This window comes from Pelagimonas sp., assembly GCF_058892305.1.
The window spans coordinates 106,354-121,684 of sequence record NZ_JBZXVN010000001.1 but is presented as its reverse complement, the minus strand read 5'-3'; the positions used below and the strand labels follow the sequence as shown (position 1 = coordinate 121,684).

Annotated in this window: 16 protein-coding genes; 11 read left to right on the top strand and 5 right to left on the bottom strand. The window is 60.6% G+C overall.

Features of this window, described 5'->3' with window-relative positions; genetic code table 11:
* Nucleotides 1–32: 32 nt before the first annotated feature.
* The 10 genes from AC5EFR_RS00620 to AC5EFR_RS00575 all read left to right on the top strand — a co-directional run bounded on the left by AC5EFR_RS00620 (nucleotide 33) and on the right by AC5EFR_RS00575 (nucleotide 9,155).
* Nucleotides 33–410, top strand: coding sequence for a Zn-ribbon domain-containing OB-fold protein (locus tag AC5EFR_RS00620; protein ID WP_027238730.1), 378 nt, complete (start codon nucleotides 33–35; stop codon nucleotides 408–410).
* A gap of 3 nt (nucleotides 411–413) precedes the next feature.
* Entirely contained in the window at nucleotides 414–1,565 is a 1,152-nt protein-coding gene (locus AC5EFR_RS00615) for a thiolase family protein (protein WP_027238731.1), read from the top strand.
* A 23-nt stretch (nucleotides 1,566–1,588) separates the two neighbouring features.
* Complete coding sequence (locus AC5EFR_RS00610; protein ID WP_027238732.1) at nucleotides 1,589–2,446, top strand: MaoC/PaaZ C-terminal domain-containing protein; 858 nt, start codon at nucleotides 1,589–1,591, stop codon at nucleotides 2,444–2,446.
* Nucleotides 2,447–2,456: 10 nt separating this feature from the next.
* Nucleotides 2,457–3,593 carry a CaiB/BaiF CoA transferase family protein gene (locus tag AC5EFR_RS00605; protein WP_027238733.1) on the top strand — a complete coding sequence of 379 codons (1,137 nt, stop codon included), beginning with the start codon at nucleotides 2,457–2,459 and terminating at the stop codon, nucleotides 3,591–3,593.
* A gap of 64 nt (nucleotides 3,594–3,657) precedes the next feature.
* Entirely contained in the window at nucleotides 3,658–4,377 is a 720-nt protein-coding gene (locus AC5EFR_RS00600) for a transglutaminase-like domain-containing protein (protein ID WP_027238734.1), read from the top strand.
* Entirely contained in the window at nucleotides 4,374–4,823 is a 450-nt protein-coding gene (locus AC5EFR_RS00595; protein WP_027238735.1) for a MaoC family dehydratase, read from the top strand. The genes AC5EFR_RS00600 and AC5EFR_RS00595 overlap by 4 nt, the downstream gene beginning before the upstream one ends.
* Entirely contained in the window at nucleotides 4,810–5,934 is a 1,125-nt protein-coding gene (locus tag AC5EFR_RS00590; protein WP_027238736.1) for an acyl-CoA dehydrogenase family protein, read from the top strand. Before AC5EFR_RS00595 ends, AC5EFR_RS00590 begins: the two co-directional genes overlap by 14 nt.
* Nucleotides 5,931–7,082 (top strand): acyl-CoA dehydrogenase family protein, encoded by a 1,152-nt coding sequence (locus AC5EFR_RS00585; protein ID WP_101657240.1) that lies wholly within the window; start codon nucleotides 5,931–5,933, stop codon nucleotides 7,080–7,082. Before AC5EFR_RS00590 ends, AC5EFR_RS00585 begins: the two co-directional genes overlap by 4 nt.
* 39 nt (nucleotides 7,083–7,121) lie before the next feature.
* Entirely contained in the window at nucleotides 7,122–7,931 is an 810-nt protein-coding gene (locus tag AC5EFR_RS00580; RefSeq protein ID WP_027238738.1) for an enoyl-CoA hydratase/isomerase family protein, read from the top strand.
* A 27-nt stretch (nucleotides 7,932–7,958) separates the two neighbouring features.
* Nucleotides 7,959–9,155 carry a phenylacetate--CoA ligase family protein gene (locus AC5EFR_RS00575; protein WP_286135106.1) on the top strand — a complete coding sequence of 399 codons (1,197 nt, stop codon included), beginning with the start codon at nucleotides 7,959–7,961 and terminating at the stop codon, nucleotides 9,153–9,155.
* 80 nt (nucleotides 9,156–9,235) lie between these two features.
* Here the strand turns inward: AC5EFR_RS00575 and AC5EFR_RS00570 are convergent, their stop codons facing one another.
* From AC5EFR_RS00570 to AC5EFR_RS00560, 3 genes are read right to left on the bottom strand one after another with little or no spacing between them, the layout of a single operon-like run.
* Complete coding sequence (locus AC5EFR_RS00570; protein ID WP_341235581.1) at nucleotides 9,236–10,402, bottom strand: acyl-CoA dehydrogenase family protein; 1,167 nt, start codon at nucleotides 10,400–10,402, stop codon at nucleotides 9,236–9,238.
* Between the two features lie 15 nt (nucleotides 10,403–10,417).
* Nucleotides 10,418–11,656: a thiolase family protein gene (locus AC5EFR_RS00565; RefSeq protein ID WP_027238741.1), complete on the bottom strand. Its 1,239-nt coding sequence runs from the start codon at nucleotides 11,654–11,656 to the stop codon at nucleotides 10,418–10,420.
* A 16-nt stretch (nucleotides 11,657–11,672) separates the two neighbouring features.
* The gene (locus AC5EFR_RS00560; protein WP_493574092.1) at nucleotides 11,673–12,545 is read right to left on the bottom strand and encodes an enoyl-CoA hydratase/isomerase family protein; all 873 of its coding nucleotides are present in this window, start codon (nucleotides 12,543–12,545) and stop codon (nucleotides 11,673–11,675) included.
* 28 nt (nucleotides 12,546–12,573) lie between these two features.
* Between AC5EFR_RS00560 and AC5EFR_RS00555 the strand changes: the two genes are divergently transcribed.
* Nucleotides 12,574–13,677, top strand: coding sequence for a CaiB/BaiF CoA transferase family protein (locus AC5EFR_RS00555; RefSeq protein WP_036784160.1), 1,104 nt, complete (start codon nucleotides 12,574–12,576; stop codon nucleotides 13,675–13,677).
* 25 nt (nucleotides 13,678–13,702) lie between these two features.
* On the opposite strand, the gene AC5EFR_RS00550 is transcribed toward AC5EFR_RS00555, so the two are convergent.
* Both AC5EFR_RS00550 and AC5EFR_RS00545 read right to left on the bottom strand, forming a co-directional pair.
* On the bottom strand, nucleotides 13,703–14,491 hold the full coding sequence (locus AC5EFR_RS00550; protein WP_027238744.1) for an SDR family NAD(P)-dependent oxidoreductase: 789 nt from the start codon (nucleotides 14,489–14,491) through the stop codon (nucleotides 13,703–13,705).
* 13 nt (nucleotides 14,492–14,504) lie between these two features.
* A complete protein-coding gene (locus tag AC5EFR_RS00545) occupies nucleotides 14,505–15,296 on the bottom strand; it encodes an ABC transporter ATP-binding protein (RefSeq protein ID WP_027238745.1) in 792 nt (263 codons plus the stop codon).
* Between the last annotated feature and the right edge of the window lie 35 nt (nucleotides 15,297–15,331).

Genomic DNA, 15,331 nt, shown 5'->3' with positions numbered 1-15,331 from the left:
CCAGAGAATTGATTACTTGAAGGAGAACGCCGGTGCCGGACGCCAAAGGACCAGACCAGATTTTCCAGGGCGCACTGACAAAGGGAGAGATCCTGCTGCCAAAGTGCGAAGACTGCGAGGCCTATCATTTTTTCCCGCGCGTCCTGTGTCCCCATTGTCATGGCGCCGCGATTTCATGGAAGCAGGCCACCGGCAAGGGACGGGTCCACACCACAACCGTCGTGCGCCGAAAGCCCGAACGGGGAGGTGACTACAATGTGTGCGTTGTCGAGCTGGACGAGGGCGTTCGGATGATGAGCCGGGTCGAGGGCATTGCTCCAGGTGAGGTCGCCATCGACATGGCTGTAACCGCTTTCGTGAGCGAGGCCGAGGGCGCTCCGGCCGTGCTTTTCAAGCCATCGGAGGGATAAGATATGACCGCTGAACTTCGGGGAAAATCCGCCATCGTGGGAACCGGTCATGCCGGTTTTGGAGAGGCACATGGTCTGACGGCATATGATGTCATGGCGCAGTCCGCACTTGCAGCGCTTGGCGATGCCGGGCTGAATCTGTCCGACGTCGATGGGCTGTTCTGCACCATGATGGAAGACAGCATGCCGGCGCTTATGGCGGCTGAGTATCTGGGCATTCAGCCGCGTTTCATTGATGGCACGATGTCGGGTGGATCATCCTTCGTGAATTATCTGACGTCAGCGACCATGGCGCTTGATGCCGGCCTGTGTGATGTCGCCCTGATTGTTTATGGCTCCAACCAGCGCACCGCGTCGGGCAGACTGGTGACCGCCTCGCGCCCGCCGGCCTATGAGGCGCCGTACAATCCGCGCTATCCGATCTCGGCATATGCGATGGCCGCGGCGCGGCACATGCATGAATACGGCACCACCCGCGAACAACTGGCCGACGTGGCCGTTGCCGCGCGGGCCTGGGCGCACCACAATCCCGAAGCGTTCGAGCGCGGCCCGCTGACCCGCGAGGACGTGTTGGGCGCGCGCATGGTGGGCGATCCGTTGACCGTGCGCGATTGTTGTCTTGTCACCGACGGCGGCGGCGCGATCGTAATGGTCCGCGCGGACCGCGCCCGGGATTTCCCAAAGGCGCCTGTCTATGTGCTGGGCAGTGCTGCGGAAAGCTCGCACCGGCAGATTTCGCAGATGAAAGATTTCACCGTGACCGCCGCCCGCGACTCGGGCGCGCGCGCCTTTGCTGCGGCCGGAGTGACCGCTGCGGACATCCAGGCGGTCGAGCTTTATGATGCCTTCACCATCAATACCATCCTGTTTCTTGAAGATCTGGGGTTCTGCGCCAAGGGCGAGGGCGGGGCCTTCGTCGAAGGCGGGCGCATCGCGCCTGGCGGCATCTTGCCTGTTAACACGAATGGCGGGGGCCTGTCCTGCGTGCACCCCGGGATGTACGGAATCTTCACCGTGATCGAGGCTGCGCGTCAGATCCGTGGCGACGCGCCGGGCATTCAGTTGAAGGATATCGACCTGGCGCTGGCGCATGGCAACGGCGGTGTGCTGTCCAGTCAGGTCACGGCAATACTTGGATCGCAAAACACGCTCTGACGGCAATTAAGGGAGGAAAGATAATGCCATTGGATTTCGAGGCACTGTCGAACTGGGACTTTGAGGAAATCGAACAGACGCTGACCGAGCGGGATACCATCCTGTATGCGCTCGGCCTAGGGTTCGGCGAGGATCCGACCGACAAAAAGGAACTGGCCTACGTCTATGAGGACGGGCTGAAGACGGTTCCATCGATGGCGGTCACTATGGGGTACCCCGGCTTCTGGCTGCGCGATCCCAAGACCGGTGTGAACTGGCAGCAAGTGTTACATGGTGAACAGTGGCTGGATATCTACAAGCCGCTGCCGACCCATGGCCGGATTGTCGGCCGCAGCAAGATCGACTTCATCTCCGACAAGGGCGAGGGCAAGGGAGCCGTCATCTACCAAAGCCGCGATATCATCGACGCGGACAGCGGTGAAAAGCTGGCGCGCGTGGCGATGTCGGCCTTCTGTCGCGGCGATGGCGGCTTTGACGGTGAAAATAAGGCGGGCCCGGCACCGGCAGCGCTGCCTGACCGCGCGCCCGATCACGTCTGTGAAATCGAAACCCTGCCGCGCCAAGCGCTCATTTATCGCCTCAGCGGCGATTTCAATCCGCTTCACGCTGACCCGGATGTCGCCCGTTCTGTCGGGTTCGACCGCCCGATCCTGCACGGTCTGGCGACCTATGGTCTGGCCGCCCGGGCGATCCTCAAGTCGGTGCTGGATTACGACGCCGCCCGGCTTGTCGGTCTGGATGTTCGGTTCTCGGCACCGGTCTATCCCGGCGAAACCGTGCGGTTCGAAATTTGGGAAGAGGACGGCGAGGCCCGGTTTCGCGCGTCGGTCCCGGCACGCGACGTCGTTGTTCTGAACAATGGCGCCGCGCGCTTCGCGTGAGGAGCAGAAGATGACTCAACCGCTCAAGGATATTCTGGTGTTGGATTTCAGCACCCTTCTTCCCGGTCCGATGGCGACGCTCATGCTTGCCGAGGCCGGGGCAGAGGTTATCAAGTTCGAACGGCCCGGGGTCGGTGAGGACGCACGCCACACGGAACCCATGATCGACGGGGAGAGCATCGGCTTTGCTGTGTTGAACCAAGGCAAGCGGTCGGTGGCCATCGACCTCAAGTCAAAGGGCGCGGTAGATGCTCTGCGGCCTTTACTTGAAAAGGCCGATGTTCTGGTAGAGCAGTTCCGTCCCGGCGTGATGGACCGGCTCGGGCTGGGATATGAGGCTGTGCGCGAGATCAATCCCGGTCTGATCTATTGTTCGATCACCGGCTATGGCCAGACCGGACCAAAGGCCAGCGCCGCTGGCCACGACCTTAACTACATCGGCGATGCGGGTATCCTGTCGCTGAGTCGCGGACCCGATGACCAACCGACAATGCCGTTCGGGCTGGTCGCCGATATCGGAGGCGGAACCTATCCGGCGGTGATGAATATCCTGCTGGCCCTGATCGCGCGGCAGGCAAGCGGGCAGGGGACGCATCTGGATATCGCCATGTCCGAGGGGGCGTTCGCCTTTGCCTATTGGGCCCATGCCGAAGGTGTGATCGCCGGGCAAAACATCGAAAGCGGCGGCAGCCGCCTGACGGGCGGCCTGGCCCGGTATCGGCTTTATACGGCTGCGGACGGGCGTCAGATCGCCGTTGGCGCGTTGGAAGAAAAGTTCTGGCAGTCGTTCTGCGATGTCATCGGTTTGCCGTCGGCGCTTCGCGATGACTGGTCCGAGCCTGATTCCTGTGCTGCGGAAGTTGCGCGTCGTCTGGGGAAACAGCCCTCGACCCATTGGGAGCCTTTGCTGGCGGCGGCAGATTGTTGCTGTTCGGTCGTAAAAACGCACGCCGAGGCGTCGCGTGACCCGCATTTCAAAGCGCGTGACGTTTTTGGGCGAACCCTGAGCATATCCGGCCAGAATGCGCCCGCATTGCCGCTACCAATTGCGCCGGAGTTCCGGTCTCCGGCCAACTCGGTCGGAGTTGCGGCCGCCTTGGGAGAAGACAATGCGCGTTACGGGCTGGACGCGCCGGACACAGATTAAATCCCGTTGACGTGCTGGTGGTGAATCACTATTCTAACAATTGTTAGAAAAATGGAGAGATCCAATGGCCGAGTCCGATGACCACCTGCCTGCAGAAGCCGAGCGCTTTGTCATGCCGTCGCACTATGTCGAAAGCGACAGCCTCGAAGTGCAGGGGTTTGCGACAGCGGCTTTGCGCGATCTTTCGCTGGATGCAACCAAGCGGGACAAGGCGATCCGTCTGTTTGAAGCGGTTCGCGACGACATTCGTTACGACCCATATTGTTTTGCGCTGGATGAAGATTCTTACCGTGCCAGCCGGATCGCAGGGGCAGAAGCGGCATTTTGCGTTCCCAAGGCGATCCTGCTTGCGGCCTGTTTGCGTGCTGTGGGTATCCCCGCCGCACTTGGGTTTGCCGATGTGCGCAACCACCTGAACACCCCTAAGCTGCAGGAGTTGATGGGGACTGACCTATTCATCTATCACGGCTACGTTCAACTGTGGCTGGATGGTGAGCCCTACAAGGTAACACCTGCATTCAACATGGAGCTGTGTGAAAGATTCGGGGTCAAGCCTCTGGTCTTCGACGGGTATCACGATGCGCTGTTCCACGAGTTCGATGAACAGGACCACCGGCACATGGAATATGTGAACGATCGAGGGCTCTATTTCGACGCGCCCATGGACGAATTCCTGGTGGCGTTCAAGGAAACCTATCCGAAGCTGGAAGAATTCAACCGCGTACGGATTTCCAGGGATGCAAGCGGATACGATTCCGGTTTCGCAAAGGAGGATGCTTCTTGAGGTATTTGGAGGATTTCGCGCCGGGCCAAGTCTATCACTTTCGCAGCGCCCCGATGAGCGCAGCCTCAATAAAGGCATTTGCCAAGGAATGGGATCCGCAGCGGCTGCACACCGACGAAGACTATGCGGCCACCATACATGGCAGCCTGATCGCCTCGGGCTTTCAGACGATGCTGGAGGTGTTCAAGCCTGTCATGACCGAGATGATGGTCGATGTTGCCAATATCGGTGGCATGGGCTTTGACAATTTGCGCTGGCTGCGGCCAGTGCGCCCGAACGAACCCCTTGATGTTGATATGACGGTCAATTCGGTCACGCCGTCCAAAAGCAAGCCCGACAGAGGTATTTTGCACTATACGCTCAGCGCCAAAAACCCCAAAGGCGAGATCGTTTTTTCGACCGACACCCCTGTGATGATTCAGCGAAAACAAAATGACACAGACTGATACAGTTTCCAGCGAACAAGAAGACCTTCGCCTGTTGCGAGAGAGCGCGCGCACCCTGTTCGAGCGCGCGGGCGGAAGTGGAAGAGCCAGAAAACTACGTGATGCCGACGGCGGTTTCGACCCGAAAATGGTCCGGGAATTGGCCGAGGCCGGCGTATTCGGCGTGGCGGTGCCCGAAGATCAGGGGGGTCTTGGCATGGGCTTGGCCGCCGGGGGCGTCATCGCAGAAGAGGCCGGTCGCGTGATTGCACCGGAACCGGTCGTGCTGACGATCGGTCTGAGCCTCGGCCTTCTGCGCCGCCTTTGCCCGGAACATCCGAAGATGGCGCAGCTCATCGGCGGCGAAATTTCACTGGCGGTTGCCTGGCAGGAACGTGGCCCGGGCGGAGCGCCCGCCAATGCGACCTGCCGATACGCAGACGGACGGCTGACCGGCAGCAAGGCTTGGGTGGTCGGCGCGACCGGATCGCACGGCTTCCTTGTTGTGGCCAAAGGAGATGATGGTCCGGTTCTGGTTCTGGCCGAGGCAGACGCGGACGGGCTTGTTACGACCAGGCGGGCGCAGGCCGACGGCAGTTCCCTGGGCGAGCTTTCGTTTTCAGGAATACCGGCCGCGGAACTGGCCAGCGGCGACGCGGTTCAGGCTGCGCTTGCCGAGGCTGTCGCCGATGCAACGGCGCTAGCCGCGGCAGAGCTTGTCGGCCTGAGCGAGTGCGCCTTCGAGATTACGCTCGACTACATCAAGACGCGCGAGCAGTTCGACAAGCCGATCGGGTCATTCCAGGTCATCCAGCATCGAGCCGTCGACCTTAACGTGATGTGCGAGGTTGCACAGGCGGGCGTCCGCGAAGTTCTGGCGCTGATGGACCGTGAAACCGATCAGAAGGTTCGGGCACAGCTTGCCAGCCGTGCCAAGGCGCGTGCGGTTACGACCGCCAAAAGGATTACCCGCGACGCGGTCCAGTTGCACGGGGCGGTCGGTTACACCGATGAGTTCGATATCGGGCTCTACCTGAACCGGGCGCTGGTGCTGTCGGCCTGGTTGGGCGACGACGCCTATCACAGACGGATTTGGTTCGATGCACGCGAAGCAGAGGGGGCAGCACAATGACCGACTGGAACGCAACGAGCGATGCGGACTTCCGCAAAGAAGTGCGCCAGTTCTTCGAGGCGGAATATCCCGAGGAACTGCGCCACCTGCCGCATCGTCCCAAGTTCGCCGAGATCGAACATTGGCACCGCAAGCTGCACGCCAAGGGCTGGGTCGCGCCGGCCTGGCCTGCGGAATACGGCGGCATGGGGCTGAACGCCGCCAAGCTTCTGATTTTCTACGAGGAGCAGCAACGCTGGGGCGTCAATCGTGGCCGCGACATGGGCGTGCAGATGGTCGGCCCACTGATTATCAAGTTTGGCACCCAGGAACAGAAAGACTATTGGCTGCCGCGTATCCTGAGTTGTGAAGACATCTGGTGTCAGGGCTATTCGGAACCCGGCGCCGGATCCGATCTGGCCAACCTGCGCACACGCGCAGAGATTGATGGCGGCGAATTTGTCATCAACGGACAGAAGATCTGGACCACGATGGCGCATGATGCCACGCACATCTTCATGCTGGTGCGCACTGATCCGGATGCGCCCAAGAAACAACAGGGCATCAGTTTCCTGCTCGCTCCGATGGATCAACCCGGAGTCGAGGTGCGCACGATCACTACCCTGTCGGGCGAGACCGAGTTTTGCGAGGTCTTCTTCGACAATGCCCGTACGCCCAGTGAAAACCTCGTGGGCGAGTTGAACAAGGGCTGGACGATGGCCAAGGCGCTTCTGAGTTTCGAGCGCATCTTCATCGGCTCACCAAGCCTGGCCCAGAACGCACTGGGGCAACTGGAAAGCTTTGCCCGGGGCCGTGGCGCTTTCGATGATCCGGTGTTCCGCGACCGCTTTGCCCAAGCCGCACTCGATGTTGAAGATCACGCCGCGCTATACGCCCGTTTTGCCGATCAGCTCAAGCGAGGTGAAACGCTCGGCGCGGATGTCTCGATGCTCAAAATCTGGGTGACTGAGTGCTTTCAGCGCATTACCGAGCTTATGATCGAAGCTGCCGGCCCCGACGGCGGTACCATCGGGCCACTTCAGGTCGGCAACGTAAGTGTCGATGTCCTTGCGAGCTTTTATAAGGCCAGGCCGACCACGATCTACGGTGGGTCGAACGAAATCCAACGAAACATTCTGTCCAAGGCCGTCCTCGGACTGCCTGGCTGAACCCATACTCATACCCACACCCTACGGAGGAAAAGAACTATGTCGGAGCGCTATGCAAAGTACGACAAACTGAAATTTGACTACCCGGCGGATCGCGTCCTGCGCATCACTTTTGACCGCCCTGAGTCCTTTAATTCCGTGGACGCGGAAACCCATACCCAGATGACGGACATGTGGATCGATATCGACCGTGATCCCGACATCAACGCGGTCATTGTAACCGGCGCGGGAAAGGCGTTTTCCGCCGGCGGTGATTTTAGCTTGATTGAAAAAATGATCGGCGACTCGCACGAGATCATGAAGACTTGGAAAGAGGCCAAGGACCTTGTCTACAACATCATCAACTGCAACAAACCCATCATTTCCGCGATCAACGGACCTGCGGCCGGTGCCGGTCTTGTGGTTGCCATCCTCGCCGACATCTCGATTGCCGGGAAGAAGGCCAAGATTGTCGATGGTCACCCGCGCCTGGGTGTTGCCGCTGGCGATGTCGCGGCGATCATCTGGCCGCTGCTGACTTCGATGGCCAAGGCGAAATACTATCTGATGACTTGTAAGCCGGTTTCGGGCGAAGAGGCCGAGCGCATCGGCCTTGTCTCAATGTGCGTCGAAGATGACGAGTTGCAACAAATCGCTTTGGACACGGCCGTCGAGCTGGCCAACGGCTCGCAAAGCGCAATCCGCTGGACCAAGTATTCGCTGAACAACTGGCTGCGCCAGGCTGGCCCGATCTTCGATGCGTCGACCGCGCTGGAGATGCTCGGTTTCATGGGTGAAGACGTCAGGGAAGGCGTTCTGTCACATCGGGAGAAGCGCGCGCCGAACTTCCGCAAGGACTGCCCGCTTTAACGCCTGATTGGACGAGGAGGCATGGAAATGTCTGAAGATATCTACCAAGATATAGCGCAAGCCTATGCCGCTGCGGCCGAAAAGGCTCCTGGCCTGAAATCGCGATTTACGGCTGCCGGATTTGATCCGGCAGCCGTCACATCGGTGGCGGACCTCTCGCGTCTTCCAGTGATGAAGAAGGAGGAGCTTCTGAAGATCCAGCGTGACAATCCACCCTTCGGCGGGTTCCTCGCATCGGATCTCAAGGATATCGGGCGGATCTACGTATCCCCCGGCCCGATTTTCGAACCGGCCCTATCGGGCGGTGGCGGCCACGGTCTGGACCTGCTGTTCAAGGCGGCCGGCGTGGGGCCCGGGGATATCATCCTGAACACCTGGATGTACCACCTCGTGCCGGCAGGCTTGCTGTTCGACGAAGCGGCACAGTCCGCCGGCGCCACGGTTATCCCCGGAGGCGTTGGCAATACCGAGCTTCAGGCACAGATCATCGTCGAAACCGGCGTGACCTCGATCTGCGCCTCGACCGCGTTTTTCCTGACGCTGGCGGACAAAGTGATCGAAACCTATGGCCGCGACGCATGGAAGGTAAAGACGGCCTTCCTCGGCGGAGAGATGGGCGATTGGATGGCCAAGCGCCGCCGGATTGAGGCCGACTATGGCGTCTCCACCTGGGCTGCCTATGCCACTGCGGATCTGGGCCTTGTCGCCTATGAGGATGGCGGCGAAGGCTATGGAGTTCATCCCGACCGCGTGGTGCAAATCTGCGATCCGGACAGTGGAGAACAGGTCGCTCACGGGGAACCGGGCGAGGTTGTTGTGACCGCGCGCGATGCAACTTGGCCGATGATCCGGTTCGGTACCGGCGACAGCGCCTTTGCGCTGGAAAGCAACGCGGATGGCACCGTCAGCCGGATTTCCGCACTGCAGGGCCGGGTCGGCGCAGCGGTCAAAGTGCGCGAGATATTCGTTTATCCACGCGTGATCGAAGAAGTTGTCATCGGTACGCCCGGCGCAACGGCCGCGCAGGCCGTGGTAACGCGCGAGAACGATCGCGACATGATCCGCCTCTCGCTTGTGCTGGAAGACGGTGCCGACGCTTCTGCTGCGGAAACAGCCGCCATCGAAACCTTCAAACTGCATGCACGAATTCGCGCCGACGAGGTGAGCATTGTTGCGGAACTACCCGAGAATGCAGAACTGATCGTCAACCAAAAAGACGGCTGAGATCGGCTGAAACCGGAAAGCGTTCCAACAGACTTGGGAGCGGCCAGGACATCCTGGCCGCTCCCAAGTCAGTTCAAGAGTCAGAACGCGTTCAACCCGGTCAGGTTCCGGCCGATGACCAGCTTCTGAATCTCGGTGGTCCCGTCCGGGATCGGCATGACCTTGGCATTGCGAAAGTGCCGTTCGACTGGAAACTCTTTGGTGATGCCGTTGCCGCCGTGGATTTGCACCGCTTTTCCGGCGATCTCTACCGCCATCTCTGTCGCATACCATTTCGCCATCGAGGTCTGGGTGTCGCAGCGCACGCCCAGGTCCAAAAGTTGCAGCCCGCGCTGACACAACAGGCGCGCTGCATCCAGGTGCGTGGCCATGTCGGCCAGGTAGCCCTGGATCAACTGGTGCCCGCCGATCGGCTTGCCATGCTGTTCGCGATCCTGCGCATATTTGACGGCACATTCCAACGCTGCCTGGGCAATGCCAATGCTCGTCAGGCCGACAAACACGCGAGCGCTTTCAAACAGCTTCAAAGTCTGGAACAGGCCTCCGCCCGCATTACCCAGAACATGCTCGGCGGTGGTTTCCGCCCGGTCGAAAAACAATTCGCAGGTCGAAGCACCGACAAGCCCCATCTTGCGCAATTCGCGGCTTTCGTATCCGCCGGTGTCACGGTCGACGATGACCATGGAAATACCGTCGTCCAGATTGCAGACAACGATGGCGAAATCCGACTGGGCCCCATTGGAAATCCAGAGCTTCTGGCCGGTGACGAAAATCTTGTCGCCCTCGCGGTCTGCACGGGTCTTGACCTCGCGCACGTTCGAGCCGACCTCTGGTTCGGAAATACACGTGGCACAGATCCGTTCACTGCGCAGGAGCGGCTTCAGATAGGCCTCTTTCTGCGCCGCATTTCCCAAAAGGTTGACGGCGAACACGGCATGACCCTGGATCAGGACCGCAATTGCCAGATCGGCCCATATCCGGGCCAGTTCCTCGTAAAGGATGCCATAGGTCATGCGGTCGATTCCGGCACCGCCGTCTTCCTCGGGTATCAGGCCGCTGATCAGCCCGAATTCCTCGACCTTGGCGAACAGGGACTTCAGCGTTTTCGCATCGGGCGGGTGTCCGAGGTCTTCGTATTTCTCGGCCAGCGGAGCGAACTCTGCCTCGGCCATCTTGCGGAAGTGCTCCAGCAACATGCGTTGCTCGTCTGTATAGATTGCCTGAGCGGCGGCGATCACGTTTTCCATAGTTTTTTCCTTGTTTCAGCGGCCGAGAATGGTGACGCAGGCGGCAGCTTCTTCTACCCCGTGCAAGCCCCCACCGTTTTCGGCAATGGCGTTCTGTGCCCCTTCGACCTGACGCGCGCCGGCTTCGCCGCGCAGCTGCGTGACCAGTTCAAAGACCTGCCCGATACCGGTGGCCCCGACCGGGTGGCCCTTGGATTCCAATCCGCCCGAAGGGTTCACCGGAATGCGTCCGCCGATCTTTGTGTCGCCGCGCAGGCTGGCCGGGCCGCCCTCACCGAATTCGACAAACCCGAGGTTCTCGATCTGGATCACTTCACCGACGGCCGTGGCGTCATGCACTTCGGCAACTGACATATCCTCGGGGCCGAGCCCGGCCTGTTCATAGGCCTGAAGCGCGGCCAGCCGGGTCAGGTGGTTCTTGTAATCTTCCGGCGGACGGTCGGTGCCCGAGCGCAGGATCGCGGCCTTGACCTTGATCGCGCGGGCGGGATCGAGCCCCAGCCGCTTGAGCCCTTCGCCCGTGCACAGCACGGCCGCCGCGGCACCGTCCGAGATCGGGGCGCACATCGGCAGGGTCAGCGGATAGGTGATGGGCGGCGCGGCCAGAACCTGATCGACACTCATGGCATCGCGATACTGCGCCAGCGGATTATGCGCGGAATGTGCATGGTTCTTGGCGGCGACGGCGGCGAACTGTTCCTGCGTGGTGCCAAAGGTCTTCATGTGCAACCGCGCGAAGCCTGCGTAGACATCCATGAACACGCTGTAGGGCTTGGGCGATTTCGATCCTTCGGGTTCCTCGACTCCGGTACCCAGATCGGCCAGCCGTTGCGCGACCTCGTCGCCGTTGCTGACGTCCCAGCCGCTGTCGAAGGCCGAAAACATCAACGCGCGGTCGTCGGAATACATCTTTTCGGCGCCTATGGCGAGGCAGCAATCGCCATTGCCCGCCTTGAGAAAATCCACCGCCAGTTTGAACCCGGTCGAGGCGCTGGCACAGGCGTTTTCGACATTCACCACCGGAATGCCCTGAATGCCCATCTCGCGTAGCGCGATCTCGCCCCGTATCATGTGCTGGCCTTCCATGTGGCCCTGCACCGCGTTCGAGAAGAACGCGCCGTCGATGCGATCAGCCGTCACTCCGGCGTCTGAAAGGGCGGCGGCGACGGCCTCGCCGGTCATGGCCTTGATGGTTTTGTCCCGGAATTTTCCGAACGGCGTCATCCCGACGCCAACGACGTAAATGTCCTGCATCGTTTGTCCTCCTGATCTAGTATCCGCGAAACTGCGGTTTTCGCTTTTCATTGAACGCCGACAGGCCCTCGTGCATGTCCCAGGACCGCATGTGCGCGCGCAGGTTCAGCATCTCTTCGGACAGGGCGGCGGTTTCGTCCACATCCAGCGACCGGTTAGCAACCGCCTTCATACGGCGCAAGACCGCCGGGCTTTTGTCTGCCAGCCTGTCGGTAAAGGTCTGCACCGCGTTGCGCAGGTTTTCGTCCGTGACGACCTTGTTGACCAGCCCCCAGTCCATCATGTCCCGCGCCGAAACGTTCTCGCCCGAGAACAGCAGGTATTTCGCGCGGTTCAGTCCAATCCTGCGCGGCAGGATCGCCGCACCGCCTGCTCCAGGAAAGACCCCGAAATTGGAATGTGCGTCGCCCAGTTGCGCGCTTTCGGCGGCAAAGACCAGGTCGCAGGCCATCACCATTTCCAGACCGCCCGCCATGGCCAGCCCGTTCACGGCGGCGATCACGGGTTTGGGCCCATGTCGCATCAGTCCAAACGTGTGATCGACAAGATCAATCAGATCCGGCTCGCCCGGTGCATGTTTGGTGCCAGCAACTTCTTTCAGATCGGCACCGGCGCAGAATGCCCGGCCAGAACCGGTCAGGACAATTGTGCGAACCGCATCGTCGGCCAGCGCCGATTCCAGCGCGGCCGCGATCTCTCGCAACATCTGCGTTGACATCGCGTTGAGCTGTTCGGTGCGCTGGAAGGTAATCCATTCAGTTTTTGCCACCCGCTCAACAAATAGCGTCTGCTTTGCTTCATTCATGCTAAGATCCTGAAAAATAATGGAAGTTTGGTTTTTTGTCTTGTCTTTCCCGGCGATCTGCGCTGCACTGGGTCGGACCCGCACGCGGACAAAACAAGAGCTGGAGACTGATATGAGTAATGCACCCCTGGCCGGCCTGAGGATTCTCAGCCTTGCTGAACAATTTCCCGGCCCCTACGCGACAATGCTGTTGTCCGACATGGGGGCCGAGGTGATCATGATCGAACGTCCGGGCATCGGTGATCCGGCCCGGCAGTTTCCGCCGTTGTTCCGGGCTCTGAACCGGGGCAAGCGCAGCGTCGCGTTGGATCTGAAATCGGTCGACGGGTTGGCACGGTTTCGCGAACTGGCCAAGGTTTCGGATGTTATCGTCGAAGGGTTCCGCCCTGGAAAGCTCGCGGCCTTGGGCGCCGGGTTCGAGGACATGCGTGGCGTCAACCCGCGGCTGGTCTACGTGTCGATTTCGGGCTACGGGCAGGACGGCCCCTATCGTGACCGTGCCGGCCACGACCTGAGCTACGAAGGCGTTGGCGGCCTGCTGGCCGATCAGGCCGATGCAGGGCAACCGGGCCCTGTTCCGGCGATCCCCCTCGCGGATGTGGGCGCGGCGTTGTTCGCGGCGATCGCAATCCTGTCGGCGGTCGTATCGTGCCAGCGGACGGGACAGGGGCGTTTCGTGGACGTGTCCATGTCGGACGCTGTGGTTTCGATGTTGACGGCATTCCTTGTTCCGGCGGCCAACGGCACACCGCTGGGCGAGTTCATCGCCGAGCCGGGCTACGGCGTGTTCACCTGCAAGGACGGCAAGCTCATGACCTTGTCCATCGCGCATGAGGACTGGTTCTGGCAACCGTTCTGCGATGTGATCGACAGAGCGGATCTTGCGCCGTTGACAGGCCGCGACCGTGTCGCCCGCAAGGACGCGCTCCGCGAAGAGATCGCGGCGGTTCTGGTCGGCAAGACGCGCGCCGAATGGGGCGATCTTCTGGACAAGGCGGGCGTGCCTTGGGGTCCGGTCAATTCCTTGGTCGAAACGCTGGACGACCCCCATGTGCGTGCGCGACAGTTGCTGCGCACGATCGCGCATGACAGCGGCAGGACCGAGACGTTCCTTGTCCAGCCTCTGAAGTTCGATGGTTTCGAGACCGCAGCCCCTGACCTGCCACCAGAGCTTGGCGCAGACAATGACAGCGTTCTTTCGGACAGCGCCAGCTAGAGGCGGCTTCCGTCCGCTTTCGGCTCTAGCAGGCAAAAGAATACCCGCCATTCACCGGATAGGTCTGTCCGGTGATCCAGCTGGCGGCATCCGAGCAGAGAAACAGGATCATTCCGGCGGGATCTTCCGGCTCGCCCAGACGGCGGATCACATATTGCGACAATGCCCGCTTCTCGGTCTCTGCATCCGGGATCAGGTCGGCAACAGCCGGCGTTCTCGTTCCCCCCAGGGCGACGCAATTCGCGGTGATCCCGAACCGGCCACCCGCCTTGGCGATGGCCCGCATGAAGCCTGCCGCACCGGCCTTGGCACCGGAATAAACCGCCAGATGCGGCTCGCCGACGCGACCGGCGTCGGAAATGACGGTCACGATGCGCCCATAGTCACCTTTGACCATCAAGGGCATGGCGTGACGGGTGCAGTTCAGAACCCCATCGAAATTGGTCGCCATCCAGCGGCGCCATTCGGTGGGATCCGACTCCCAAAACGGGACAAGATCGTCAAGACGCGATGTCGGCCCGGCGTTGCCTGCATTGTTGACCAGAATATCCACGCCGCCGAAGGCGTTCTGAGCCTCGGCAAACGCCGCGCCGACCGCGTCGAAATCCGACACATCGAACGCGAGCGGCATCGCCTTTGCACCGGCTGCCTCCACTTCCGCGGCAACGCTTTCGGCCCGTTCGGCGTGAAAATCGTTGACGATGACGGCACCGGCCCCGTGTTCAGCCAGATAAAGCGCGACTTGTCGGCCCACGCCCTGACCCGCTCCGGTTACTACTGCGGTACGACCCTTGATGGATAGCAGTTCACTCATCTTCGTTCCTTTCCTATCCCAGCCACCTCTTGCGGCGGCGATAATGTTTGATTGCACGATAACTTTTGCGTTCGCCGGACGCGGTGACACCAAGATAAAACTCCTTGATGTCCTCGTTGTCAGCGAGCTTGTCTGCCGGGCCATCCATCACGATACGGCCATTTTCCATCACATAGGCGTAGTCGGCGATCGACAGTGCAGCAGCGCTGTTCTGTTCGACCAGGAAAAAGGTAGTGCCTTCTGATTTGAGTTGCTTGAGCACTTCATAAACATCCCGGATCATCATCGGGGCCAGACCCAGGGACGGCTCGTCAATCGCGATGATCTTGGGCTTGGCCATCATGGCCCGACCAATCAGCAGCAGTTGCTGTTCGCCACCAGACATGAAGCCAGAGGTTCGATTTCGGAGGTCGGCAAGCCGAGGCATCAAGGTGTAAACATGGTCCAGGCGGTTTTTAAGCTCGGCGGAATTGGGCACCATGTGTCCGCCGACGATCAGGTTCTGCTCTGACGTCAGATGGCGCAACACGCGCCGGCCTTCCATCACGTGGATCAGGCCATTCTTCACGACTTCCGAGGCTTCCATGTTCTGAACGGGGGTTCCGTCCAGAACGATGGACCCTGCCGAAACGGTTCCATCCTCGGATTTGAGCGTTCCCGAGATGGCCTTGAGCGTCGTGCTTTTGCCCGCGCCATTGCCACCGAGCAGAGCAATACATTGACCTTCACTGACTGTCATGGACACGCCTTTGAGCGCCAGGATGACGTCGGAATAGGTCACTTCTACATTATTGAGTTCCAGCATGGTCATATTGCCCGGGGCCAAGGATCAGGACGGGC

Coding starts and splice junctions, on each gene's coding strand:
- AC5EFR_RS00600 (WP_027238734.1), top strand. CDS start 3,658: ATGGCCGAGTCCGATGACCACCTGCCTGCAGAAGCCGAGCGCTTTGTC.
- AC5EFR_RS00545 (WP_027238745.1), bottom strand. CDS start 15,296: ATGCTGGAACTCAATAATGTAGAAGTGACCTATTCCGACGTCATCCTG.
- AC5EFR_RS00585 (WP_101657240.1), top strand. CDS start 5,931: ATGACCGACTGGAACGCAACGAGCGATGCGGACTTCCGCAAAGAAGTG.
- AC5EFR_RS00565 (WP_027238741.1), bottom strand. CDS start 11,656: ATGCAGGACATTTACGTCGTTGGCGTCGGGATGACGCCGTTCGGAAAA.
- AC5EFR_RS00590 (WP_027238736.1), top strand. CDS start 4,810: ATGACACAGACTGATACAGTTTCCAGCGAACAAGAAGACCTTCGCCTG.
- AC5EFR_RS00550 (WP_027238744.1), bottom strand. CDS start 14,491: ATGAGTGAACTGCTATCCATCAAGGGTCGTACCGCAGTAGTAACCGGA.
- AC5EFR_RS00580 (WP_027238738.1), top strand. CDS start 7,122: ATGTCGGAGCGCTATGCAAAGTACGACAAACTGAAATTTGACTACCCG.
- AC5EFR_RS00610 (WP_027238732.1), top strand. CDS start 1,589: ATGCCATTGGATTTCGAGGCACTGTCGAACTGGGACTTTGAGGAAATC.
- AC5EFR_RS00570 (WP_341235581.1), bottom strand. CDS start 10,402: ATGGAAAACGTGATCGCCGCCGCTCAGGCAATCTATACAGACGAGCAA.
- AC5EFR_RS00615 (WP_027238731.1), top strand. CDS start 414: ATGACCGCTGAACTTCGGGGAAAATCCGCCATCGTGGGAACCGGTCAT.
- AC5EFR_RS00575 (WP_286135106.1), top strand. CDS start 7,959: ATGTCTGAAGATATCTACCAAGATATAGCGCAAGCCTATGCCGCTGCG.
- AC5EFR_RS00555 (WP_036784160.1), top strand. CDS start 12,574: ATGAGTAATGCACCCCTGGCCGGCCTGAGGATTCTCAGCCTTGCTGAA.
- AC5EFR_RS00605 (WP_027238733.1), top strand. CDS start 2,457: ATGACTCAACCGCTCAAGGATATTCTGGTGTTGGATTTCAGCACCCTT.